Below are 22,988 nucleotides of genomic sequence, written 5' to 3'. Positions count from 1 at the left end.
GTGGCTGGTCAGTCGCTCGTGGCGCGCTGACCAGCGAGTCCCAGGGACGCCTTGAACCGGTCGGCGTACATGTCCGCCTGGCACTGGCCGGACAGTTCCTGGATGGCCTTCATGATCTGGTCCGTCGCCTCCCGCTGCGCCGCTCCCGCGCCCTCCTCGGGCATGATCGGGAACCGTAGCGGCGTACCGAAGCGCAGGTACACGCGGCCGGACCGGGGGAGTCTGCGGTCCAGGGGCAGGACCTGGAAGGTGCCGACGAGACCTACCGGGATCACCGGAGCGCCAGTGGCCATCGCCAGGCGCGTGACGCCTGACCTGCCTCGGTACAGGCGTCCGTCCGGCGAGCGGGTTCCCTCGGGGAAGATGCCCAGCAGCTCGCCCTGACCGAGCGCGTGAACGCCGGCCCGCAGGGCCGCACCCGCCTTGCGCTGGTTGTTGCGGTCGACGGAGATCTGGCCGGTGGCGGCGACGAACAGCTTCCCGGCCAGGCCCCGCAGACCCGGGGTGTTGAAGTACTCACTCTTGGCCAGGAAGGTGACGCGCCGGTCGGAGGCCAGCGCGATGAACGCCGAGTCGAGCGCCGACAGATGGTTGCTGGCGATGATGGCAGGACCATCGGCAGGAATGTTCTCGAGTCCTTCGACCACTGGATGCCAGAAAGCACGGCACACCGGACTCAGTACCTTCTTCATGCACGTGTAGACGATTTTCGACCGGGTGTCGGACCGATGTACCTCGAGCCCGGCAGGTCCACCGTCGCGCGGTGCTGGAGCAGGGTACGGAACCGAAGTGTCCCGCCGTTCCATGGTCTGAACCTGAGGCATTGCCGTACCACCTTCGAGATTGGCCCCCCGGCATTCCCTCCCGTCAGTGGTACGCGGCCAGGCGTGATGCCCCTCGGGTCTCCTGCCCCGGCCGGTCGGATTCCGCGTACGGAATGCTTGGGCGCCGTTGGCCACACCTTTACCTCCCCCCGTACGGGGGTAATTCGGATTCGATGCCCGTGGGCGGGTCTAGCTTCGGGGTAGCGACCGGGACGTCCTCGCCGCGCAGTACTTCCGCCAGCCGGCCGTCTCGGCGAACTCGTGCGATCACCGGGCCTTCGGGAGATCGATCGATGCGGGGGTTGCTCGGAAGGGAGCGTCATGCCGTTGTTCGCCGATTCGGCGCCGCAACGCCATTCCCGCACGGATTCCGCGACCTCTGCCGCGCTGACCCACGGAGCCGGCGGGGAGGAGGACGGGGACGGCGTGGAGGACGACCGCTGGACCCAACGCCTGCCCGCCCGGCCCGGATCAGACGAGTCCGGGCCGCCGGTCGCGCCGCCGCGGGTGATGGCCTCCATGGCCTCCATGGCGGGTGTTCCCGCGCCGCGGCGATCCCTGTTCACGGTCGCGGCCGATGTGGCGGTCCTGCACCGCGGGCGGTTGCTCGCCGCCGCCTGCCTGCTCGTCGTGGTGCTGCTGCCGTGGAACGCGGGCATCTACCACCAGCTCGCCACCGGCGGCTTCTACGCGCCCTCCGACGGGTCGACCCGGGCCGAGCAACTGCTCGACGCCGAGTTCCCGGACGCGCCGCCCAACGTGGCGGTGATGCTCACCGCCGCGGAGGGCATCGACGGGCCGACTCCCGCGCACCTCGGCCGCGAGCTGACCCGACAGCTGAGCGCCGAGCCCGGGGTGACGTCCGTCCTGTCCTACTGGCCGAACGGCTCCGCCGCGGGCAACGCGCTGCTGAGGTCGAAGGACGGTCGCTCCGCGCTCATCGTGTTCCGGCTCACCGGCTCCGAGGATCACATCCAGACTCAGGTCGAGCGCCTGCACGCGCGGTACTCGCATCTGGGACCCGGCGTGATGGTCCGCTTCGGTGGCGCGCCCGCCGTCATGCGGGACGTGACGGAACGCAGCAGAACCGATCTCGAACGCGGCGAACTGACCGCGGCGCCGCTGGTGTTCCTGCTGCTGCTGTACGCCTTCGGCACGGTGGCGGCGGCGATGCTCCCGGTGCTGGTCGGGGTCGTGTCCGTCGTGTCGAGCCTGGCCCTGTTGCGGTTGGCGGCGACGGTGACCGACATCTCGGTCTTCTCGGTGAACCTGACGACGGCCCTCGGCTTCGGCCTGGCGGTGGACTACAGCCTGTTCATCCTGCGGCGATTCCGGGAGGAGCAGGAACGCGGCCTGTTCCCGGGAGCGGCGCTGCGCCGCACGCTGGAGACGGCCGGGCGGACGGTGTTCTTCTCCGGCGTGACGGTGGCCCTGTCCCTCACCGCCGCCCTCGTCTTCCCGCTGTACTACCTGCGGTCGTTCGCCTTCGCCGGCGTCATCGTGGTGGTCGCCTCCGAGGTCGCGGCCCTGCTGGTGCTGCCGGCGGCGCTGATGCTGCTGGGCGACCGGCTGGATCGTGGGGACATCCGGGCGGCCCTGCGCCGTGCCCGGGCGGGCCGGCGCGGTGCGGCGGGCCCTCGCCACGCGGTCGATCCCCGGGCGAACCTGTCCGGCGCGGGCCGTGGTTGGACGGCACTCGCGCGGCGGGTCATGCGCTGGCCACTGCTGTACGGCGCCGTCGCCGTCGGCGTGTTGCTGCTGTGTGCCGCGCCGCTGCGCGGCCTCAATCTCGCCCTGGCCGACGACACCGTTCTGCCGAGCACCGCGGAATCCCACGTCGTGAATGACGCGATGCGCTCCGACTTCGTCGTCTGCCTGCCCTGTCAGATTCCGATCGTCGTCCCGGGAGTGGACGCCCGGGACCCGGCGAACGCGGCGCGGCTCACCGACTACGCGAGCCGGTTGTCCGCGCTGCCGGGCGTCGCCCGCGTCGACACGGTGTCCGGCGGCTTCATGCAGGGCAGACAGGTCAGCGAGGCATCGGCGGCCACGACGGGATATGTCGGCACCCATGGCGGTGCCTGGCTCGCGGTATGGCAGTCGGACACCTCGCCGGTGTCGGCGGCGGCGAAGGACCTCGTCGGCCGACTGCGGGCGACCCCGGCACCTTTCGGCGTGCTCATGGGCGGTCTCGCCCCGCATTTCCTGGACACCGCGGACACCATCGAGCGCAGCCTGCCGCTCGCCTTCGCGATCGTGATGTGCGCGACCTTCCTGCTGTTGTTCCTGTTCACCGGCAGCGTCCTGCTTCCGCTGAAGGCGATGCTCCTGAACTCCCTGAACCTCGCGGCGACGATCGGTCTGCTCACGTTCATCTTCCAGGAGGGTCACCTGCGGGGGCTGGTGGGCGACTTCCAGGTGTCGGGCACCCTGGAGATGACCAGCCCGGTGCTGATGTTCTTCATCGCCTTCGGCCTGAGCATGGACTACGAGATCTTCCTGCTCGCCCGGATCCGCGAGGAGTACCAGCGCACCGGTGACAACACCGAGTCGGTGGCGGTCGGGCTGGGTGCCACCGGGCCGCTGATCACCAGCGTCGCGCTCGCGCTCGTCGTGGTCATGGTGGCCCTGTCGACGTCGCACATCAGCATGATCAAGCTGGTCGGCGTCGGGCTGACCATCGCGATCACCCTGGACGTCACGGTCGTGCGCGCGATCCTGGTGCCGGCGTTCATGGCGCTCGCCGGCCGGTACAACTGGTGGGCGCCGCCCGCGCTGCGGCGTCTGCATGATCGCTTCGGGCTGCGCGAGGACGGCGAGGAGGCGACGCCGGGGCCCGCCCACCGGGTCCGGTCGCCGGAGTCGCGCAGGTTCTCCGGCCCGACCGGCATCACTCCCGGCCGCCGGCATGGATCAACCGGCGTGCCCGGCGGCGCACGCTATGCCCTGCCGCCCGGGCCGTCGGCCATGCGGTCGCCCGACGGCGATCCGGTCCTGTCCCGGGACGAGGAGGTCTCTCTCGCGCCGGTCGGCGCGGGCGCGGCCTCGTCCCTGCTCGCGTCGGATCTGGCGGAGCCCTGGCACGGCACCTACGTGACGATCGAGGACCCGACCGCGGGCGGGTACCGCGATCCCGGGACCAGGCGGACCACCAGGATCCGCTATCGGCGACCGGGCGACGAGGACCCGTGGGACGCGGTGTCCCAGGCCCCGACTCCGACCTGGCAGTACTACCACCGCCGACGGTGGACGGCGGACAGCCCGCCGCCGCCGGTCGTGACCGGGGCGCGGGGATTCGTGCTCGGCGGCCTCGGCGTCACCGACGCCACGGTGCTGGACGCGGACCTCTACCAGTGACCGTGCCGCTGTCGGTGGCCGTGCCGCTGTCGGTGGCCGTGCCGCTGTCGATGACCGTGCCGCTACCGATGACCTTGCCTCCATCGATGACCTCGGCGCATCCGTACACGTAGTCGTTCGGAAGGATGCCGGCCCACCCTCTTACTCGGGGCGCACATCCGATGGCATAGCGTGCCCGTTGTCCCCGGCTCGCTACCCAGAGGATTCGTCATGCCCACCGCCGACCGGTCAGCACCCGTTCCACCGACGACCATGATCTCCCGTCGAGGCGCCCTGCGCGTTCTGGGTGTGGGCGCCGGGGGGTGGACCGCCGCGATGCTGGTCGCGGCCCCGCCGGCCCACGCCGGCGGCATCGTGCCGGCGGGCGTGGCGGTGGACGGGCCGGACCTGGGCGCACTGGTGCCCGAGGCGGAGACCGTGGTGGACATTCCCCGCACGTTGGCGGCGACCAGTGTCGGCCTGGGACCGGCGAGCCCGGTCTTCCCGCCCAGCTTCGTGGCGGTGCGCTGGTGCGGACCCGCGGGCCCCGGCGGTCCGCGGATCCGCCTGCGCCGCCCGGACGGTGCCTTCGGCGCCTGGTGCCCGCTGAGCGTGGGGTGCCCGGCGGAACGCGACGACCCGTCGACCACCGTCCCGCCCGTGCACGCGCTGCTGGCCACGGCGCGCACCGGCTCCGGGCGGACGCCGACGACCCGTGGCTACGAACTGTGGATGCCACCCGGGGCGACCGGTGTCGTGTCGACCGCGCTGAACACCACGTCGGGGCCGTGCCAGCGGGTGCGGGTTCCGACCGTGTCGGTGCGGGCGGCGCTGAGCGCGGTCGCCGGACTCGCCCACGCGCTCGAGACGCCGGCCGGGACAGGGCGGTCCGGACCGGGGCCGGCGAGGACCGCGCCCCGGACCGCGCAGAGAAGTCCGCTGAGCGCGGGTGACGTGCCGGGAGCGACGGCCGGCCCGCTGGTACCGGCACCCACGGCGGCGGCGCCGACGCCGTCCGCGCTCGGACTGCGCTACCTGCCCCGGGCCGCCTGGGGCGCGGACGAGTCCCTGCGGCTCAACCCCGCGACCGGCCAGCCCTGGCGGACGACCTACTACCCCGGGCAGGTCGTGACGGTGCATCACACCGTCACCCCCAACGACGACCCGGACCCGGCCGGCACCGTGCGCGCGATCTACCACTTCCACACGGTCGACCGCGGCTGGGCGGACATCGGCTACCACTTCCTCATCGACGAGCAGGGGACCCTGTACGAGGGCCGCTGGTCCGGCTCCGACACCGTCCCGGCGCACCGGCCGGACGGCCAGGTGGTCACCGGGGCGCACGTCGGCGGGTACAACGCGGGCAATCTCGGCGTGGCCCTGCTCGGCGATCTGCGGACCCGGCCGCCGTCCGCCGCCGCCCGCCGCTCCCTCGTCCTGGTGCTGCTCGCGCTGACCGGCGCCCACCGGCTGAACCCGGTCGGCACCGTCGACTACGTCAACGCGGCCAGCGGTGCCCGCCGGCGGGTGCCGGCCATCAGCGGACACCGCGACTGGATGGCGACCGAATGCCCGGGCGGGGCCGCGTACTCGGCGCTTGCGCGGATCCGTCTCGACGTGGCCCGCGCGTCGCTGTGATCCCGCGCCCGCCGTCCTCCTGGCGACCGCTGGTCCGGCCGCCGGCTCAGCGCACCTCGGTGAGGGTGCCCGTCTCGACGGCGTAGACGAAGCCGCGCACGGCATCCCGGTGCGGGATGAAGGGGCTGGCCGTGATGCGGGCGATGGACTGGCGCACGTCGTCCTCCAGGTCGGTGAAGGTCTCCACGGCCCACGGCGGGCGGATGCCGGTCTCGCGGGCGATTCCCGCCCGGAACTCCTCGTCGGTGAAGGTGAGCATGCCGCAGTCGGTGTGGTGGATCAGGATGATCTCCCGGGTGCCCAGCAGCCGCTGGCTGATCGCGAGGGAACGGATCTCGTCGTCGGTCACGACGCCGCCGGCGTTGCGGATGACATGCGCGTCGCCCTCGGCGAGCCCGAGCAGGCCGTAGACGTTGAGCCGGGCGTCCATGCAGGCCACGACCGCGACCCCCAGCCCGGGCGGCAGGGGGAGGTCGCCGGCGGTGAACGTCCGGGCGTAGCGCTCGGCGTTGGCGAGCAGGTCGTCGGTGGCGGTCATCGGCGCTCCTCGGGGTGGGGTCATCCGACATGGTGCCGGTCGGGATGGTCGACAATCGGCACGCCATCGCCTCCGTGTGCCACATCACATCAACGTGTTCTTGACCGTCTCACCTCGGCGTACACAGAGTGTGAGCGTGCGGACTTCCCTTTCGTTGACGTGCCGCCGCTGCATCGACCACGGGCACGCCGGCTCCAGCCGCTGTCGATGACCTGAGGGCCTGCCCGCCCGTCGCCCCGAACCCGCCGCTCGAGCCCGCCGCTCGTGCAGGGCCCGTCGTGCCCTGCGCCGCGGCGGGGGACGGTCTTGCCGACCGTGTCCGAGCAGGCCGCCGCGGCGCCTCGGGGATCTCTCAACCCGTCCGACACGGGCATCGTCCCGACGCCCTCGACCGCCGCGGAGGATCCTCATGCCCAGGCCGACCAAGCAGATCCACCTGGCGGCTCACTTTCCCGGGGTGAACAACACGACGGTGTGGAGCGATCCCGCCGCCGGCAGCCAGATCGACTTCAGCTCGTTTGCCCACCTGGCCCGCACCGCCGAGCGGGCCCGCTTCGACTTCTTCTTCCTGGCCGAGGGGCTGCGCCTTCGGGAGCAGAACGGGCGAATCCACGATCTGGACGTGGTCGGCCGCCCGGACACCCTCACCGTCCTCGCGGCGCTGGCCGCGGTGACGGACCGTATCGGTCTCGCCGGCACCATCAACTCCACCTTCAACGAGCCCTACGAGGTGGCCCGCCAGTTCGCCAGCCTCGATCACCTCAGCGCCGGGCGGGCCGCGTGGAACGTCGTGACCTCCTGGGACGCCTTCACCGGGGAGAACTTCCGCCGCGGCGGCTACCTGGCGGAGGAGGATCGCTACGACCGGGCCCGGCAGTTCCTGCGCACCGCCGTGGAGCTGTTCGACTCCTGGCCGGCCGACGCGGTCGTCGCGGACAAGGGCACCGGCGCGTTCCTGCGGCAGCCCGGTCCCGGGGCCTTCGAGCACCACGACCGCTTCTTCGACATCCACGGCCACTTCACCGTGCCGCGCGCACCGCAGGGCCGGCCGGTGATCTTCCAGGCGGGCGACTCCGACGCGGGCCGCGAGTTCGCCGCGTCCTCGGCCGACGCGATCTTCAGCAGGCACAGCACCTTCGAGGCCGGCCAGGCGTTCTACGCCGACATCAAGGGACGCCTCGCCCGCCACGGCCGCCGTCCCGAGGAACTGGTGGTCCTGCCGGCAGCGACGTTCGTCCTGGCCGACACCGACGCCGAGGCGCGCGAACGGGCCGCGGTGATCCGCCGCCAGCAGGTCAGCGGCGCGACGGCGATCCAGTTCGCCGAGCAGGTGTGGAACCGCGATCTGACCGCGTACGACCCGCACGGACCGGTGCCGCTGGTCGACCCGCTGCCCGGCACGAACACGGTCGCCCAGGGCCGGGCCAGCGTGCGGATGTACGACGACCGGCTGGAGACCGCGCGCCGCTGGCGGGAGCTGGGCGAGGCGAAGAAGCTGTCGCTGCGCGACGTCGTCATCGAGGTGACCGGCCGGCAGTCGTTCATCGGTTCCGCGGCCACGGTCGCGGAGACGATCAACCGATTCGTGCAGGAGGACGCGAGCGACGGGTTCATCCTTGTGCCTCACATCGTTCCGGGCGGCCTCGACGAGTTCGCCGACACGGTCGTCCCGCTGTTGCAGGAACGAGGCGTGTTCCGCACTGACTACGAGGGCAGCACCCTGCGTGAGCATCTCGGCCTGCCGGCGCCGGCCTGACCGCCGGCGCCTGTCCTGAGCGCCACCGCGTCGGCCCGGATCGCCGAGGCGGCCCGCGAGACGGGCCCGACGCGGTGCCCGCAGTAGGTGTCAGGAGGTGGCCCGGACGGCGGTCGTGATCAGTCCAGCAGGCCGATCTGACGGGCGGTGTGGACGGCCGCGGTGCGGTTCCGCACGCCCATCTTGCGCATGATGCTGCGCATGTAGGTCTTGACGGTCTCAGCCCGGATTGTCAGCTGCTCCGCCGCCTCGATGTTGGAGCAGCCGGTCGCGACGAGCGTGAGCACCTCCATCTCGCGCAGGGTCAGCCGGAAGGGTGGCGGCTTCGCCGGCGTCGGCGCCACCGGCTCACTGCGCAGCAGCGAGTAGATGCGCAGGATCCGCCGTCGCAGGTGGGGTGTCGTGAGCTGGGCGCTGAGCTCCAGGAGCTCGACCTGGGCCAGCCGAACCCGTTCCCGCTGGGTCCGTGCGTCGGACGGTGGGCTGTCGGCGGTGAACGGACCCGACGCTCGGTCGAGGCCGGCGCCCATGGACCGTTGCGGGCGGACCGGCATCGCCGCCGGGTCCGATACCACTGGGGCCATCGTGCTCCTCTCCTGTCCACTTCGGTTTACCGACCGCTCCGCGTTCCTGCTGCCGACCAAACGCTGGTCGGCCGGTGGATTCCTCCGAGGGCCGGACGTCAGATCAGCCGTACACCACCTTTGTGGGCGGCCGTGCATGGTCCGACCCCGGTGGAAGTGAGCGCGCCGTGACCTCTGCTCCCTCCGGGCTCGGTAGCCCCCGCCCGGCACCCACTGTCGGCTACGTCAAAAAGGTTATCCCGCTGACGGGCCATGGCGTCAATGGCATGCGCTCCGATGTGTGAGAACAGGCCGCCCGGTCGGGCCCGGTCAGATCAGGATCCTGAACTCGTCACGGCAAGGTTCGCCGCGGCAGCCCTGATCGATCGGGCGGCCGGGCTAAAACGGTTCTCCCAGGTAATCCGACCGTGCCTGGCGATGCTTTGCCGCGGCAACTGCAGACGGCCCGGTCGTTCGCACGGTAATCACCGCGGCCGCCGGCGGGAATGGGCCGGCCGCCGGGAGCTGGAGTGCGCGGCCCGCGCCGGCGCCCCCGGGTTCGTCCGCGGCCGGCGGCGGGCCGGAGGGCGACGCTCCCGACCGGCCGAGGCGAGCGGCCGCCCGCCCCCCGGCAGGGCTCGGCGATCCCACGGTGGCGCTGTGCGGCCGGCGCGGGCCGGCCGACCTCCGCGGGCCGGCCGACTGTCGAGGGGCCACCGCCCTGCCGCTTCCGGTGGTGCCGCGCCGGGAGCGCACCTGGGTCATATCTCCACCGATGAGGGCCGCCGCATTACCGAAATCGGGCGGCAGCGTGGGAGAACCCGCCGGCCGCTTTCAGCCTTTTCCCTTCCTCTCGCCCGCCCAGGCGCGGCGGCGGGAAAGAGGGAGCCTGCTCGGGTGACGCCTCGCGGGTATGCGTGGAAGGTAGTCCTCGACATGGTTGTCCGGCGCCGCCTCCAGATTCCTTCCGCGGTTCTCGGAGGCGGCCCCTGAAGGCCGGACGAGGATCTTTTCCGGCCCGCCGGCCGAGTATTTTCAGGGCGCCACCTGGCGTCCGGTGAAGGCGGCGAGTACCGCGCCGCTGGACCGATGTTCCTCGGTCCGGCCAGCCGGGCGGCGATTTACTGGAATGAGAATCCGGCCGGCGGCGGTCGCCACGGGCCCTGATGCGCGGGGCGGTGGCGGAACCGGAGCGTGAAACGCGCCGCGGCGCGGCCGGGTCCTTCCGTCGGGCCGTCCCGCGCGTGGCGCCTCGGCGGGCCGCGGGTTCGCTGACTGGGCATCGCGCCGCGGTGCGGCGGCCGGCGTGCCGCGGCGGGTCGGACAAGGGTGCCGCTCGCCGGCCGGAGCCGGCGGATCGGCCGTGCGCCGCATCGGGAGGTGTGACGCGATGGGCCGGTCGGCCTTCCCGCACATCGCGGCGCATGCTGTCCGTCTGCGGTGGGACGGTTCCGCGACGTCACCGGAGATTCCCGCCACGCCGCGCATCCGCTTTACCGACCATCATTGTCCGATGTGCGGAAACGTGGGATGCGTGGCGGCCGCGGCGGCGTTCCGCGCGCCCGTCCCGGGTGCGCCCGCGTCCCGGGCCCGGAATGCGCCGCCGGACGCGCCGCGGACGGGGCCATCAATGTCCCGAGAAATGAGAGCAATGCTCGCGTCTTCCGGTGGTGTCGGACGCTGACGCCATCCGTGCATGGCCACCGCGGCGGGGCGGCCGGGAAGGGCCGCCGGAGGGAGCAGACCCGTCAGGACGTTGTCCCGATGTCTCCTACCGTTCCCCTCATCCGACGGCCCCACGGGCGCGCGGGTCGGTCCGGAGTCGGTGACTCCGTCAGGAGTGGGCGACCACCCGGCCGGTCATCGACTCGGGCAGGATGCGCACCCAGTGCGGATGATCGATACGGTCCGCCCAGGGCGCGAGGCCGGTCGCCTCCAGCCGTGCCAGCCCGTCGGGATCGCGGACCGCGACCGCCCTGCCGTTGATCAGTACGCTCCAGCCGGTCCGCGCGACCGGATCGTGCCCGTCGACCTCGAACCCGACGGCGTGCTCCTCGAGGGCGGCGGCGAGCTTGGACCCGGTCGCGGTCCGGAAGGCGATCGCCTCGCCGTCCAGCACATAGTTGACCGGCAGGACGAGGATCTCCCCGTCCGCCTGGAAGGCGACCCGGCCCACCTGCTCCCCGCCAAGCAGCCACCGGCAGGTGTCCGCGGGCAGCACGCCACCTCCGGCATGATCGAGGGACATGGCTCCGCCGGTGCCGGTGCCGGCCTCAGGTGCGCTCGTGCTCGTGGATGTCATCGGATTTGCGCCGTGGATGCTCTGGCCTTCAGGCCGGAGAGGAAACGGCGCCTCATGCTGGAGCACATGGGCGGTCCTTTCTGTAGAATTGGAGTATGACCCGCTACCGTCTCGTTCCGGCGCCTGAACACGTCGCTGGACTTGAAGAGCACTGCGGGCATGCGCGGTTTGTGTGGAACCTTGCCGTGGAACAGCAGTCCTGGTGGACACCCTACCGGGGTAAAACGCCGAACCATCTGGAACGGTGCCGGCAGCTGACCGAAGCGCGGGCCGAGTTCGACTGGCTTCGGGCCGGATCCCAGACCGTGCAACAGCAGGCCCTGCGGGACTTCGACCAGGCCATACGAAACTTTTCGGTGGTTCGCATCGGCGACCTGGATTTCGGAAACGCGGCCGGTCCGAAGGTTTCCAGGTCGTGGGGAGAAACGCCCGGGTCGAGAAGCTGAACCGGCGCTGGTACTACTGCTGGGTGCCGAAAGTCGGCTGGGTGACGTTCCGTGTGTCCCGGCCGGTCCCGGCCTTCAGGTCCTACCGGATCACCCTGGATCGCGCCGGCCGCTGGCACGTCGCGTTCGCGGCGGTCCCCGAGCCGATCGACGCGCCCGGTACCGGCACCGTCGTCGGCGTCGACCGGGGTGTGAAGGTCTCGGCCGCCCTGTCGACCGGTGAGCTTCTGCACTGCCCGGGGCTGCGACCCGGCGAGGCCGCACGGCTGCAACGCCAGCTCGCCAGGGCCAGGCGGGGCGGTAACCGGCGCGCCCGGGTGCAACTCCGGATCGCCCGGGTGAAAACGCGGGAAGCCGACCGGCGGAAGGACTGGATCGAAAAAACCTCCACCGGCCTGGCACGGCGGTACGATCTGATCCGTGTCGAGGATATAAACATCCTGGGTATGACCCGGTCGGCCCGGGGCACCGTGGAGATGCCGGGCCACAACGTCCGGCAGAAAGCCGGGCTGAACCGGTCGATCCTCGGCTCCGGCTGGGGATCTCTGGTCCACCGTCTCGACCAGAAAGCCCCCGGCCGGGTCGAAAAGATCCCGGCCGCCTACACGTCTCAGCGTTGCTCGGCCTGTGGGCATACGGCGTCTGGGAACCGCGAGAGCCAAGCGGTATTCCGGTGCGCTGCCTGCGGGCACACGGCCAACGCGGACGTCAACGCAGCAGTGAACATCGCCGCAGGACGTGCGGTGACCGCGCGGGGAGGCACGGCGTCGGCCGTGCCCGTGAACCGTGAACCTCAACACTGCGCACCCCCTTCTGGTGGATGTGTAGGAGTTGGAATCCCTCGCCTTCAGGCGGGGGAGGACGTCAACGCGTGAACCCCTCGTGGAATGTCCAGGTGTCCGGAGGGACGGGTGTCCGGATCCGGGGCGCGGAACCGTTCGGCGACGCCCCCGTCGACGGTAGGCCAGGAGCCCACGAGCCAGGCAGGGCCGATCGTCGTCCGTCGGCCGGGCTGTCCGGCACGGCGCCCACCGTCCGGACGGTGCCGGACGGCGCGGGGAGCGGTCAGGCGGCCTTGGCGGCGCGGAAGCCCCGGTCGAGGTCGGCCAGGATGTCGTCGATGCCCTCGATGCCGACCGACAGCCGCACGAGGTCCGCGCTGACCCCGCTGTCCGCCTGCTCGGCGGCGGTGAGCTGGGCGTGGGTCGTCGAGGCCGGGTGGATGGCCAACGAGCGGACGTCGCCGACATTGGCCAGATGGCTGTGCAGCTCCAGCCCCTCGATGAAGGCCCGCCCGGCCGCGGCGCCACCGTCGATGCCGAACGCGAGCACCGCCCCGGCACCGCGAGGCAGGTAATGGCGAGCCGCCGCGTGCCACGGGCTGGACGCCAGCCCCGGATAGGCGACCCAGCCGACCTGGGGATGCGCGGCGAGCCAGGTGGCGACCCGGTCGGCGTTCGCGCTGTGCCGCTCCATCCGCAGCGACAGCGTCTCCAGGCCCTGCAGCAGCAGGAACGCGTTCGTCGGCGACAGGGCCGGCCCCAGGTCGCGCAGCAGCCGGGCGCGGGCCCGCACGATGTACGCGGCCTCGCCGAACTCCTCCTGGAAGACCACGCCGTGATAGGCGGGGTCGGGGGTGACGAGGCGGGGATGGCGCCCGGCGGACCAGTCGAACCGCCCGCCGTCGACGATGATCCCGCCGATCGACGTCCCGTGGCCGCCGATGAACTTCGTCGCCGAGTGCACCACGATGTCCGCGCCGTGCTCCAGCGGACGGTTGAGGAACGGGGACGCGAGGGTGTTGTCGACGATCAGCGGTACCCCGGCGTCGTGGCCGACCCGGGCGATGCCCGCGGTGTCCAGGACGTTGCCCCGCGGGTTGCCGATCGTCTCGCCGTAGAGCGCCACCGTGGTCGGCCGGATCGCGGCGCGCCACGCGTCGAGGTCGTCCGCGTCGTCCACGAAGGTCGTCTGGACACCGAGCTCGGCGAGAGTGTGCCGCAACAGGGCGTAGGTGCCGCCGTAGAGCGAGGTCGAGGACACGATGTGGCTGCCGGCCCCGCCGAGGTTGAGCAGGGCCAGGGTGATCGCCGCCTGGCCGCTTGCCGTCGCCAGCGCCCCCACTGCGCCCTCCAGGTCGGCGACGCGGCGCTCGAGGGCGTCCTGGGTCGGGTTGACCACCCGGGTGTAGGTGAACCCGACCTCGGCCAGCGAGAACAGGTCGGCCGCGTGCTGGGTGTCGTCGAAGACGAACGACGTCGTCTGGTAGATCGGCACGGCGCGGGCGCCGGTGGCCGGATCCGGCGCCGCGCCGGCGTGCACCTGTCGGGTCTCGAAACTCCAACCGGTCTGGGGTGCGGTCACGACGGTCCTCTCGCTGTGACGTCGGCGTAGTAGCGGCGGGCCACCTCCGGATGGCTGCGCAACCAGCTCTTGAGGGTGTTCACGCCATGCTGGGCGAAGATCGGGTTGTCCGGGTCGGGCGGAGGCGCGTCGCCGATCTCGCGGACGAGCTCGTCGGGCAGGGGTACGGGTTCGAGGGTGGCCGACAGCCGCGGCCCGAAAAAGTACGCCACGGACATCCGCTCGTGTCCCGCCGGCGGGCTCACGACCCGGTGCGTCGTCGCGCGGTAGTAGCCGCGGGTGGCCAGCTCGAACATCTCCCCGATGTTGACGACGAAGGTGCCCGGACGCGGCGCCGCGTCGATCCAGCCGGCACCGTCCGGGCCGGCGACCTGCAGGCCCGCCGGGCCCGGACGGCCCGATCCGCCCGCGTGGTCGGACCCGCCGGTGTGGTCCGGTCCGCCGGTGTGGTCCGGTCCGGCGGTGGGCAGCGGGCGCACGTCGTCCTGCAGCACGAACGTGACGAAGCCGCCGTCCTTGTGGGCGCCGACGCCCTGGTCGCGGCCGGCGGCGTGGCCGGGCGGCGGGGCCTGGTAGCGGATCAGCTTGAGGTGCGAGCGGGGCTCGTCGGCGAAGGTGCGGTCGAGCTCGTCCGGGGGCAGGCCGAGCGACTCCGCGAACGCGCGGACCAGGACCCGCGACAGCCGCCCGAGCCGGGCCATGTAGGCCAGGACGACCGGGCGCAGGTCGGGCACCTGCTCGGGCCACTGGTTCGGACCGTCCAGACGCAGGTAGGCGGGGTCGTCCGGGCCGAGCACCCGGGCGGGCCGCTCGTCGGAGATGTCGATCTGTTCACGGAGGTCCGCACGGCCGCGGGTGATCTCGTGGCCGAGGCGGGTGTAGCCGCGGAAGTGCGGCGAGTGGATGTTCTCGATCGCCAGCTTCGCCGCGTCGGGCAGGTGGAAGAAGCGGCGGCTCACCTCCAGCACGGCGGCGGTGTCCGCCGCGGGGATGCCGTGCCCGGTCAGGTAGAAGAACCCGGGGCCGTGACAGGCACGGCGCAGCGCGGCGACGAACCGGCCGCCCTCGGCGGTGCCGGCCAGGAACGGGCCGATGTCCAACGTCGGCAGCGCCTGCGGAGCCATACCGTCACTGTGCCAGGCCGTGACCGGCCGCGGGCGGCGCCGCGACGAACAGGGCCCCGGCGGATGCGGTCACGTCCGTCGGGGCCTTCCCGGCCGCCGGCGGGCGGGGCTAGGGCTTGCGGGCGACGGCGCCGTAGATGCTCACCTGTGCGTCGGTCAGCTCCGCCGGCGCGACGATCCTCGCGTGGGCGGCGGGGGAGTCGCCGACCTCCTCGCCGGACGGCAGGGCGTCGCGCGGGTCGGCCAGGTCGGGGCGCCAGCGGTGCACGACCCGCAGACCGGGCTCGACGATCTCCAGACCCGCGAAGAACCGCTCGACCTCGGCGCGGGTGCGCAGGTGCATCGACATGCCGCGGGAGAGGTAGGTGCGCTCGACGTCGCGCATCGCCGGGTCGAAGTCCGGCGTCAGGTGGGTCAGCGAGACGTAGCTGCCCGACGGCAGCAGGTCGACCAGCCGGCTCATGATCCCGTACGGGTCGTCGGTGTTCGGGATGAAGTGGAAGATGGCGATCACCGACAGGGCGATCGGTTCGGTCAGGTCCAGCGTCTCGTGGAGCTGGCTGGCCTGCAGGATGCGGCTGGTGTCGCGAAGGTCGGCGTCGATGTAGGCGGTGCGCCCCTCGCGGGTGCCGGTGAGCAGGGCCCGTGCGTGGGTCAGCACGATCGGGTCGTTGTCCGTGTAGACGACGCGGGCGCCCGGCGTGATGCTCTGCGCGACCTCGTGCAGGTTCGGCGAGGTGGGAATGCCCGTGCCGATGTCGAGGAACTGCCGGATGCCGGCCTCGGCCGCCAGGTAGCGGGTGGACCGGTTCATGAACATCCGGTTCTGCCGGACGACGTTGCGCGAGTTCGGGAAGACCTTGATGACCTGGTCGCCGGTCTCCCGGTCGGCCGGGAAGTTGTCCTTGCCGCCGAGGAAGTAGTCGTACATCCGGGCCGGGTGCGGAACGTCGACCTGGAGGTCGATGCCGGCGGCGGATCCCTCCCGAGTGCTGTCGATCTCCTGCGGTTCCGCTTCGGTCATCGCGGCTGCCCCTCTTGTTCGTACCGTGGGGGTGGTCGGCGTGATCCCGCGCGCCACTTCACGCGCGACAAACCGCCTCGGACCCACCATAGTGGGTGACGTCGGACCCGCGATGCGCCGTCGACCGGTTCCGTTCCGTCGCGGGCGGCGGCCTGGCCGCCGTCAGCCAGCCAGCATCGCCGCGATCCGGGTGCCCGCCGATCCGCACAGGTCCGACACCGGGATCCACCGGTGGTCGGTGACCTCGTCGAGACGCAGGTCCACGGTGCCGGGGCCGGAGGACCGCGCGATCTGGAATGCGAACCGGAAATCGTAGTGGGTGTGTTCCGGTTCGGCGTTCGCGGGATTCTCGGGAATCACGTGGACGTCGATGTCCATCGGGAGATCGCGCAGCGGCCGGACCGCGGAGGGCCGGACGCCGGTCTCCTCGGCGAGCTCCCGCAGCGCGGCCGCCACCAGGGTGGCATCGCCCCCCTCGACGTGGCCGCCCGGGAACAGCCAGCGGTCGAGGACCCGGTGGCGGACCTGCAGAACCCGGTAGGTCGTGTCGACGGCGACGGCGCCGCAGGTCACATGGCCGGGCAGGGTGGTGCGGGCGGTCACCGGCGCGGCCGTGGCGGCGAGCTCGAGCAGCGGGGCGAGACCGTCGGCCTCGGTGGGATAGGCGACCAGATAGTCCCGGACCAGGGAGATCACCCGATCGTTCAATCTCTTTTCCTCATTCTTCGTGGAAACGCGTCGCGGGGTGCCGCCGCCGGCATGGCGGCCGGGAATTGCCGGCGTCTCATGATGGCATGACCGGCGGCATTGTCCGGCCGCCTCGACGCGGCGGGCCCGGCGACGGCGTGCGGCGGGCCCGCGATGGGACGCGGCGGGCCGGCGATGGGGCCTGGTGGGTCGGGTGCAGGGCGCGGTGGGGCGAAACCCGGGCGCGATGAGGCGGGGACGGGGGGTGGTGGGGCGGGATGGTCGGTCAGTCAGCCGGTTGGGTCGGCGAGGGCACGCGCGGCGAGCTCGGCGTAGAGGGCGGCACCGTCGGGCAGGACGCCCTCGTCGAACCGGGCTCGCGCGCTGTGGTTGAACGGCGCGGTGCGCGGGTCGGCGTCACGCATGGCCGCGCCGAGCGCGACGAGGCTGCCGGGCACCTGGGCGAGCACCCGGGAGAAGTCCTCCGAGCAGGCCAGCGGATGGTCGAGTGTCGTGTAGCGGCGTTCACCGAACGTCTCGGCGACGGCGCGGGCGGCGAGCGCGGTCGTCCCGGCGTCGTTGACCGTCGCCGGCCGCTCGGGCGCGAACTCGACGTCGACCTCGACGCCGTGCCCGTCGGCGATCCCGCGCAGCAGCCGGCGTGCGGCGCGCTCGACCAGCTCGGCGGTGCCGGCCGAGAAGGTCCGCACGGTGGCCTCGAAGATGGCCTCGTCGGGGATGACGGTGCGCCGGGTCCCCGCCCGCAGCACCCCCACGGTGATCACGACCGGGTCGAACACGTCGAACTGGCGGGTCACCATCGTCTGCAGTCCGAGGACCATCTCGGCGGCGGCGGTGACGGGATCGCTCGCCCGGTGCGGCATGGACCCGTGCCCGCCCTCCCCGCGCACGGTGACCCGCAGCATCGCCGACGCCGAGGTGATCGCGCCCGCCCGGCCGCAGAACTGGCCGCCCGGCAGCGCGGCGGAGAACACATGCAGCCCGAAGGCGGCGGACACCCGCCGGCCGGAGGCGTCCAGCACGCCCTCGTCGATCATGCGCTGCGCGCCCTCCCAGCCCTCCTCCCCGGGCTGGAACATGAACACGACGTCCCCGGGCAGCGCCGCGCGGCGGGCGCACAGCAGGTGCGCCGCGCCGACCAGCATCGCCGTGTGCAGGTCGTGGCCGCAGGCGTGCATCACCCCGTCGACGGTCGACGCGTCGGGCAGTCCCGTGTGCTCCCACACCGGCAGGGCGTCCATGTCGCCGCGCAGCAGCACGGACGGCGCCGCCCCGCCGCCGGCGGCTCCCGCCCCGCGCGGCGCGCCACCGCGCAGGACGGCGGTCACCGAGGTCGCGGAGCGACCGAGGGTGATCTCCAGGGGGAGGCCGTCGAGCGCGGCGAGCACCTTCTCCTGCGTGCGGGGCAGATCGAGGCCGATCTCTGGCTCGCGGTGCAGGCGGCGACGCAGGGAGACCAGGTCGTCCGCCATCGACCGCGCGTCCTGGAGCACGGACATGCGTGACCGTCCCTTCCGGAGACACCGCAACGAGGAGCCGGGGCCTCGACCCGCGCGGGTCGGCCCGCGCAGGTTGGTCTCCGCAGGTTGGTCTCCGCAGGACAGTGTGCGCATGTCCGGGCGGCGGGCGGCGGCGCGGGCGGTCTACACCGGCGGGTCCTCGGCCGGCACGGCCTGGCCGGACGGCACTGCCTGGCCGGACCGTGTCACCTTGACGGGTGGTGTCACCTGCCCGGACCGTGTCACCTGGCCGGACCGTGCCGCCTGGACGTGCGGTGTCACCTGGCCGGACCGTGCAGCCTGGACGTGCGGTGCCGCCTGGACGTGCGGTGTCGCCTGGACGTGCGGTGTCGCCTGGACGTGCGGTGTCGCCTGGACGTGCGGGGCGCCCCGGTGCCCGCGCTGGGGCGGGAGCTCGGCGGCGACGGACGATGCCGTCCCGGCGCCTACGGGCGCGGGTGCGGGGACGGGCGCGGCGACGGGCGCGGCGGCCGCGGCGTCGGTGCCGCCCGGCACGCCGGCGGCGCGCAGCAGCAGGGATCCCACGACGGCGACGGCGAGGTTGAGCGCGAGCGCGGTCACGGCGATGTAGCCGGCCCGGCCGAGGCCGGGAACGGTCGCCAGCGCCCCGCCGAAGTGCCGGGCGAGCGTGCTGTGCTGCGCGTACGCCTGCGCGGTGCCGTAGGCCATGCCCACCACCCAGCCGGCGAGCAGGGCCCGGCGGTGCAGGCGGGGCCGCCACAGCCCGAGCACGACCGCCGGGAACGTCTGCAGGATCCACACCCCGCCGAGCAGCTGCAGATTGATCGAGTTCTGCGTGTCCAGGCACAGGACGAACACCAGCGCGCCGGCCTTGACCAGCAGCGAGGCGACCTTGGAGACGGCGGCCTCGCGCGCCGGCGTCGCGTCCGGTCGCAGGTGCCCGACGTAGATGGTGCGGGTGAACAGGTTCGCCGCCGCGATCGACATGATCGCCGCCGGGACCAGCGCGCCGACGGCGACCGCCGCGAACGCGACCCCGGCGAACCAGGCCGGGAACTCGTGGTCGAACAGCAGCGGGACGGCGAGACGCGGGTTCGTGGTGTGCACGCCGGCCGCGATCGCCACGTAGCCGAGCAGGGCGATCAGGGCGAGCAGCACCGTGTAGAGCGGCAGGACTGCGGTGTTGCGCCGGATGACGTCGCGGGACCGGGTCGAGAGCACCCCGGTGATCGCGTGCGGGTACAGGAACAGGGCCATCGCCGAACCGAGCGCGAGGGTGGCGTAGGCGAGGACGTCCTTCGGGCCGGGGATGAACACGGCGCTCGGGTGCTTCCCGGCCGCCGCCGCGGCGGCGTTCGCGGCGTCGAACTTGTGCTCGGCGGCGTCGAAGACCGCCCCGAAACCGCCGAGGCGGTGCGGGATCACCACGATCGCGACGGCGACCACCAGGTAGATCAGCAGGTCCTTGGCGAACGCGAGCAGCGCCGGGGCGCGCAGACCCGCGGTGTAGGTGCAGGCGGCGAGCACGGCGAAGGCGACGATGACCGGCAGGTCGCGCACGACGGGGTTGGCGCTGCGGGTGCCGACCCCCATCACCTCCAGCACCGCCTGCATGCCGACGAGCTGCAGGGCGATGTAGGGCATGGTCGCCACGATGCCGGTGACGGCGACCGCCAGGGCGAGGCTGCGCGAGCCGTAGCGGCCCTGCACCAGGTCCGCGGGCGTGACGTAGCCGTGGCGGTGCGACAGCGTCCACACCCGGGGCATGAGGACGAACACCAGCGGCCACACCATCGTGGTGTAGGCGACGGCGTACCAGCCGGAGACCGCGCCCGCCGCGTACATCGCTCCCGGCACCGCGATGAAGGTGTACGCGGTGAAGATGTCGCCGCCGATGAGGAACCAGGCGACGAAGCCGCCGAAGGTCCGCCCGCCGAGACCCCATTCGTCCAGGCTGGCGAGCGACCGCCCGCCGACGCGCCGCCAGCGGGTCGCGGCGAAACCGAGCAGCGCGACCGCGGCGAGCAGCACGGCGAACACCGTGAACTGCACCCCGTGGAACGACGACCCCGCGCCGTTCACCGCGCGCTCCGATGGGCGTCACGGCCGGCGGGGCCGTCCGCCCCTGCCGCCCCTGCCGCGCCGGCCGTCCCGGCCGCGGTGGACGGGGCGGCGAACCGGGCCAGCAGCCAGACGCTCGCGGCCATGCCGAGTGCCCCGATGACCAGCCACATCAGCGAGTACCAGTAGAAGAACGGCACGCCTCCCACCCGAGGCTCGCGCCGCGTGTAGGTGCCGACCAGCAGCATGGCGAGGATCTGCGTGCCGAGCACGACCGCGACCGCGGCCCGCGCGGCCAGCGCCGCCCGCCGGCCTGGCACGCCACGGCCGTCCCGGCGGTGGGAACCGGGAGGCCGGCGCGGCGGGCCGGCCCGGTCGGCGTCACGGTCGCGGTCCTGCGGCATCCGGCGTCACTCCCGATGTTGATGTGCTGAGCGTGTTCGGCTCGTCACATTAACGGTGGGGAGTGGCGCGTCACTGGTAGTGACCCGAGCCCGGAGTGTGGGCCGACCGGTGGCCCGTCGCATCCGGCAGACGCCATCCGGCAGACGCCATCCGGCAGACGCCGTCCGCCAGACCCCGTGGGCCGGGGGCGTCGGCGGGGGTCGTCGACCGTGGGCCGGGCCTCGCGGGACCGCCCGCCCGCTCAGCCTGAGCTGGCCGCGCTGGTGGCGGCGACCGCCGCCGCGCTGGCGGCCGCGGCCTGCGCCTCGCTGATCACCTTCTTGACGATCGGCGCGATCGGCGTCTGCTCGGTCGCGTCCTGGATGCGGGCGCGGGCGTGCCGCCGCTCGCCGCGTTGCGGGGCGACGACCTCCAGCAGCCGCGACGGACCGGACAGGGCAAGCACGGTCGCGGTGCGCGCGTCGAGCGGGTCGTCGCCGGCCGCCGCGGCGCGCATCCGGCCCACGACCTCGTCGCGGACCTTCGGCCGCAGCACCGGATGGCGGGTCACCCGCACGACCAGCACCCGGTCGCGGCGCCGCCCGAGTACCCCGTCGTCCACCAGCGCGTCGACGACCCGTGACCACACCCCACCGACCGCCCGGTCCAGTCGGCGCAGCTGATCGGCCGCCCGCCGCCCGCGCAGGGTCCCGAGCAGCCGGTGGACGTCGGCGAGCAGCGGTTCCTCGGCGAGCAGCGGGTGCGTGCCCGGCCCGCCCACCGGTGCGAGCCGCTTCCCGTCCTCCGCGACCAGCCCGGCGAGGCCGAGCTCGGCGACGAGCGCACCGGACAGCCCGACCCGCAGCGGTTCCCGGGAGGAGTTCACCGGCGTCCCGCCCTCCGGGTCGAGCGCGAGCAGCAGAAGTTCCTCGGCGAGCAGCATGCCCGTGTCTCCTCACGTCGACCCATCGGCGGCCGTGGCGACCTCCCCGGGCCGAGGATCATGCCCTCCGGCGCGCCCCCGCAACCCCATGGTCGCCCTGCCGACATCCGCACCGGCGCCGCGCGCGGACTAGACCGCGGGTCGAGTTGTGATCTCTCGGGCCGCCTTCGTGTGGACGCATCCGCCCGCTGCCCGCCGCCGTCCTACGGCGCCCCGACACCATCCGTTCATGATCAACCCCGGTGTGGGTGGCGACCTGGAACGCCGAGGAGGCGGGGGACTTCCCGTGGAGGGGGAGTGGCCGCCGGGGAAGGCGGCGTGATGCCAGTTTCCTGGTGTGTCGTGTCCGGTTTGTCCCTAGGTTTCTGGCAGAGAACGCCGTGATGATGTCAGAACGCTGTCACCGGCCGCCGCCGCGGGCCGCCGCCGCGAACGGCCTCGGACCGCTGACGCGACAGGCCGACACAACGATCGCAACCCGACGCGCGGGCTAGAGCCAGCCGGCGTCCTCGGCGGCACGCAGGGCCTCCAGGCGGTTGCGGGTGCCCGTCTTGGCGATCACGGACGACAGGTAGTTGCGCACGGTGCCCTCGGACAGGAACAGCCTTCCGGCGATGTCCGAGACGGTCGCGCCGTCCCGGGCGGCGACGAGGACGTCGCGCTCGCGGCCGGTGAGGGGACTGGCGCCGCCGGCCAGCGTCGCGGCGGCGAGCGTCGGATCGACGACGCGTTCACCCCGCGCGACCCTTCGGATCGCGTCGGCCAGCGCCTCGGCCGGCGCGTCCTTCACGACGAAGCCGAGCGCGCCCGCCTCCATCGCGCGGCGCAGGTAACCGGTCCGGCCGAACGTCGTCACGATGAGCACCTGGGTCGTCAGCGCGGTGGCACGAACGGCCGCGGCGGCCGCGAGCCCGTCGATGCCGGGCATCTCGACATCCATCAGGACGACGTCCGGGCGCAGTGCGACCACCCGGGGGACGACCTCGTCACCTCGGCCGACCTGCCCGACGACCTCGATGTCGTCCTCCAGCGACAGCAACGCGGCGAGCGCGCCGCGGACGAGATGCTGGTCGTCGGCCAGCAGCACCGTGATCATCGGGAAGGTCCGCTGGCACCGCCGACCGCGGCCTGGGCTGTGTTCGCGGGTAGGGCGGGAGCCGGGGCAACGCCCGGAGCCACCACCGGGGAGACGGCCGGAAGAGTGGCCTCCTGGTCAGAGGGGACAACGACGCGCAGCCGGAATCCGGGGGACGCGGCGGACGGGCTGGCGGGGCCGGTCTCCAGCCGGCCGCCGGCCGCCGCGACCCGCTCGGCCAGGCCGCGCAGCCCCGCACCGCCGGGCGAGCCGGCGACCGCACCGGCGGCGCCACTTCAACGCGACTGAACCCGACTTCGCGCTGGAGATCTGCAACGCCTTCACTGAACTGTGGGACGCCTGTCCGCAACGGCCGGTCATCCACAATCTGCCGGCGACGGTCGAGATCTCCACACCGAAC

Annotated in this window: 16 protein-coding genes and 1 pseudogene; 4 read left to right on the top strand and 13 right to left on the bottom strand. The window is 72.8% G+C overall.

What is annotated here, in order from left to right; translation table 11 throughout:
• Positions 1-8 precede the first annotated feature (8 nt).
• Positions 9-692, bottom strand: a complete 684-nt coding sequence (locus AC6EXY_RS23635) for a lysophospholipid acyltransferase family protein (protein WP_243407498.1) — start codon at positions 690-692, stop codon at positions 9-11.
• 453 nt (positions 693-1,145) lie between these two features.
• Here AC6EXY_RS23635 and AC6EXY_RS23630 point away from each other — a divergent pair, with 453 nt between their 5' ends.
• Entirely contained in the window at positions 1,146-4,181 is a 3,036-nt protein-coding gene (locus tag AC6EXY_RS23630; RefSeq protein ID WP_243407497.1) for an MMPL family transporter, read from the top strand.
• Between the two features lie 210 nt (positions 4,182-4,391).
• Positions 4,392-5,798 carry a peptidoglycan recognition protein family protein gene (locus AC6EXY_RS23625; protein ID WP_499816955.1) on the top strand — a complete coding sequence of 469 codons (1,407 nt, stop codon included), beginning with the start codon at positions 4,392-4,394 and terminating at the stop codon, positions 5,796-5,798.
• Between the two features lie 46 nt (positions 5,799-5,844).
• On the opposite strand, the gene AC6EXY_RS23620 is transcribed toward AC6EXY_RS23625, so the two are convergent.
• Positions 5,845-6,336 (bottom strand): beta-class carbonic anhydrase, encoded by a 492-nt coding sequence (locus AC6EXY_RS23620; protein ID WP_101831813.1) that lies wholly within the window; start codon positions 6,334-6,336, stop codon positions 5,845-5,847.
• A 409-nt stretch (positions 6,337-6,745) separates the two neighbouring features.
• Between AC6EXY_RS23620 and AC6EXY_RS23615 the strand changes: the two genes are divergently transcribed.
• A complete protein-coding gene (locus tag AC6EXY_RS23615; RefSeq protein WP_499816956.1) occupies positions 6,746-8,092 on the top strand; it encodes an NtaA/DmoA family FMN-dependent monooxygenase in 1,347 nt (448 codons plus the stop codon).
• A gap of 119 nt (positions 8,093-8,211) precedes the next feature.
• On the opposite strand, the gene AC6EXY_RS23610 is transcribed toward AC6EXY_RS23615, so the two are convergent.
• Positions 8,212-8,676, bottom strand: a complete 465-nt coding sequence (locus tag AC6EXY_RS23610) for a helix-turn-helix transcriptional regulator (protein ID WP_101831811.1) — start codon at positions 8,674-8,676, stop codon at positions 8,212-8,214.
• 1,813 nt (positions 8,677-10,489) lie between these two features.
• Positions 10,490-10,957, bottom strand: a complete 468-nt coding sequence (locus AC6EXY_RS23605; protein WP_101831810.1) for a pyridoxamine 5'-phosphate oxidase family protein — start codon at positions 10,955-10,957, stop codon at positions 10,490-10,492.
• A 95-nt stretch (positions 10,958-11,052) separates the two neighbouring features.
• On the opposite strand from AC6EXY_RS23605, the pseudogene AC6EXY_RS23600 reads away from it, so the two are divergent.
• Positions 11,053-12,278, top strand: a pseudogene (locus AC6EXY_RS23600) (RNA-guided endonuclease InsQ/TnpB family protein).
• A 190-nt stretch (positions 12,279-12,468) separates the two neighbouring features.
• Here AC6EXY_RS23600 and AC6EXY_RS23595 read toward each other — a convergent pair.
• From AC6EXY_RS23595 to AC6EXY_RS23555, 9 genes are all read right to left on the bottom strand, one after another.
• Positions 12,469-13,767 carry a bifunctional o-acetylhomoserine/o-acetylserine sulfhydrylase gene (locus AC6EXY_RS23595; RefSeq protein WP_101832943.1) on the bottom strand — a complete coding sequence of 433 codons (1,299 nt, stop codon included), beginning with the start codon at positions 13,765-13,767 and terminating at the stop codon, positions 12,469-12,471.
• Positions 13,764-14,891 carry an isopenicillin N synthase family dioxygenase gene (locus AC6EXY_RS23590; protein ID WP_499816957.1) on the bottom strand — a complete coding sequence of 376 codons (1,128 nt, stop codon included), beginning with the start codon at positions 14,889-14,891 and terminating at the stop codon, positions 13,764-13,766. The genes AC6EXY_RS23595 and AC6EXY_RS23590 overlap by 4 nt, the downstream gene beginning before the upstream one ends.
• A gap of 109 nt (positions 14,892-15,000) precedes the next feature.
• The gene (locus AC6EXY_RS23585; RefSeq protein WP_101832941.1) at positions 15,001-15,915 is read right to left on the bottom strand and encodes an SAM-dependent methyltransferase; all 915 of its coding nucleotides are present in this window, start codon (positions 15,913-15,915) and stop codon (positions 15,001-15,003) included.
• A 162-nt stretch (positions 15,916-16,077) separates the two neighbouring features.
• Positions 16,078-16,623 carry an NUDIX hydrolase gene (locus AC6EXY_RS23580; protein WP_243407740.1) on the bottom strand — a complete coding sequence of 182 codons (546 nt, stop codon included), beginning with the start codon at positions 16,621-16,623 and terminating at the stop codon, positions 16,078-16,080.
• 269 nt (positions 16,624-16,892) lie between these two features.
• Entirely contained in the window at positions 16,893-18,122 is a 1,230-nt protein-coding gene (locus AC6EXY_RS23575) for a M20 metallopeptidase family protein (RefSeq protein WP_499816958.1), read from the bottom strand.
• Between the two features lie 144 nt (positions 18,123-18,266).
• Positions 18,267-20,186, bottom strand: a complete 1,920-nt coding sequence (gene mctP / locus AC6EXY_RS23570) for a monocarboxylate uptake permease MctP (protein WP_499816959.1) — start codon at positions 20,184-20,186, stop codon at positions 18,267-18,269.
• A complete protein-coding gene (locus tag AC6EXY_RS23565; protein WP_101830311.1) occupies positions 20,183-20,569 on the bottom strand; it encodes a DUF3311 domain-containing protein in 387 nt (128 codons plus the stop codon). The genes mctP and AC6EXY_RS23565 overlap by 4 nt, the downstream gene beginning before the upstream one ends.
• Positions 20,570-20,811: 242 nt before the next feature.
• Positions 20,812-21,492, bottom strand: coding sequence for a GOLPH3/VPS74 family protein (locus tag AC6EXY_RS23560; protein ID WP_101830310.1), 681 nt, complete (start codon positions 21,490-21,492; stop codon positions 20,812-20,814).
• Positions 21,493-21,982: 490 nt separating this feature from the next.
• Entirely contained in the window at positions 21,983-22,588 is a 606-nt protein-coding gene (locus AC6EXY_RS23555) for a response regulator transcription factor (protein WP_101830309.1), read from the bottom strand.
• Positions 22,589-22,988: the final 400 nt, after the last annotated feature.

The sequence above is a fragment of the Frankia sp. RB5 genome, from assembly GCF_059816245.1.
This window is presented reverse-complemented; position numbering and strand designations above follow the sequence as displayed.

Bases quoted from the DNA above. Each gene is read 5' to 3' on its own strand.
- AC6EXY_RS23635 (WP_243407498.1), bottom strand. From the start codon at position 692: ATGAAGAAGGTACTGAGTCCGGTGTGCCGTGCTTTCTGGCATCCAGTG.
- AC6EXY_RS23630 (WP_243407497.1), top strand. From the start codon at position 1,146: ATGCCGTTGTTCGCCGATTCGGCGCCGCAACGCCATTCCCGCACGGAT.
- AC6EXY_RS23625 (WP_499816955.1), top strand. From the start codon at position 4,392: ATGCCCACCGCCGACCGGTCAGCACCCGTTCCACCGACGACCATGATC.
- AC6EXY_RS23620 (WP_101831813.1), bottom strand. From the start codon at position 6,336: ATGACCGCCACCGACGACCTGCTCGCCAACGCCGAGCGCTACGCCCGG.
- AC6EXY_RS23615 (WP_499816956.1), top strand. From the start codon at position 6,746: ATGCCCAGGCCGACCAAGCAGATCCACCTGGCGGCTCACTTTCCCGGG.
- AC6EXY_RS23610 (WP_101831811.1), bottom strand. From the start codon at position 8,676: ATGGCCCCAGTGGTATCGGACCCGGCGGCGATGCCGGTCCGCCCGCAA.
- AC6EXY_RS23605 (WP_101831810.1), bottom strand. From the start codon at position 10,957: ATGACATCCACGAGCACGAGCGCACCTGAGGCCGGCACCGGCACCGGC.
- AC6EXY_RS23590 (WP_499816957.1), bottom strand. From the start codon at position 14,891: ATGGCTCCGCAGGCGCTGCCGACGTTGGACATCGGCCCGTTCCTGGCC.
- AC6EXY_RS23585 (WP_101832941.1), bottom strand. From the start codon at position 15,915: ATGACCGAAGCGGAACCGCAGGAGATCGACAGCACTCGGGAGGGATCC.
- AC6EXY_RS23575 (WP_499816958.1), bottom strand. From the start codon at position 18,122: ATGTCCGTGCTCCAGGACGCGCGGTCGATGGCGGACGACCTGGTCTCC.
- AC6EXY_RS23565 (WP_101830311.1), bottom strand. From the start codon at position 20,569: ATGCCGCAGGACCGCGACCGTGACGCCGACCGGGCCGGCCCGCCGCGC.
- AC6EXY_RS23560 (WP_101830310.1), bottom strand. From the start codon at position 21,492: ATGCTGCTCGCCGAGGAACTTCTGCTGCTCGCGCTCGACCCGGAGGGC.
- AC6EXY_RS23555 (WP_101830309.1), bottom strand. From the start codon at position 22,588: ATGATCACGGTGCTGCTGGCCGACGACCAGCATCTCGTCCGCGGCGCG.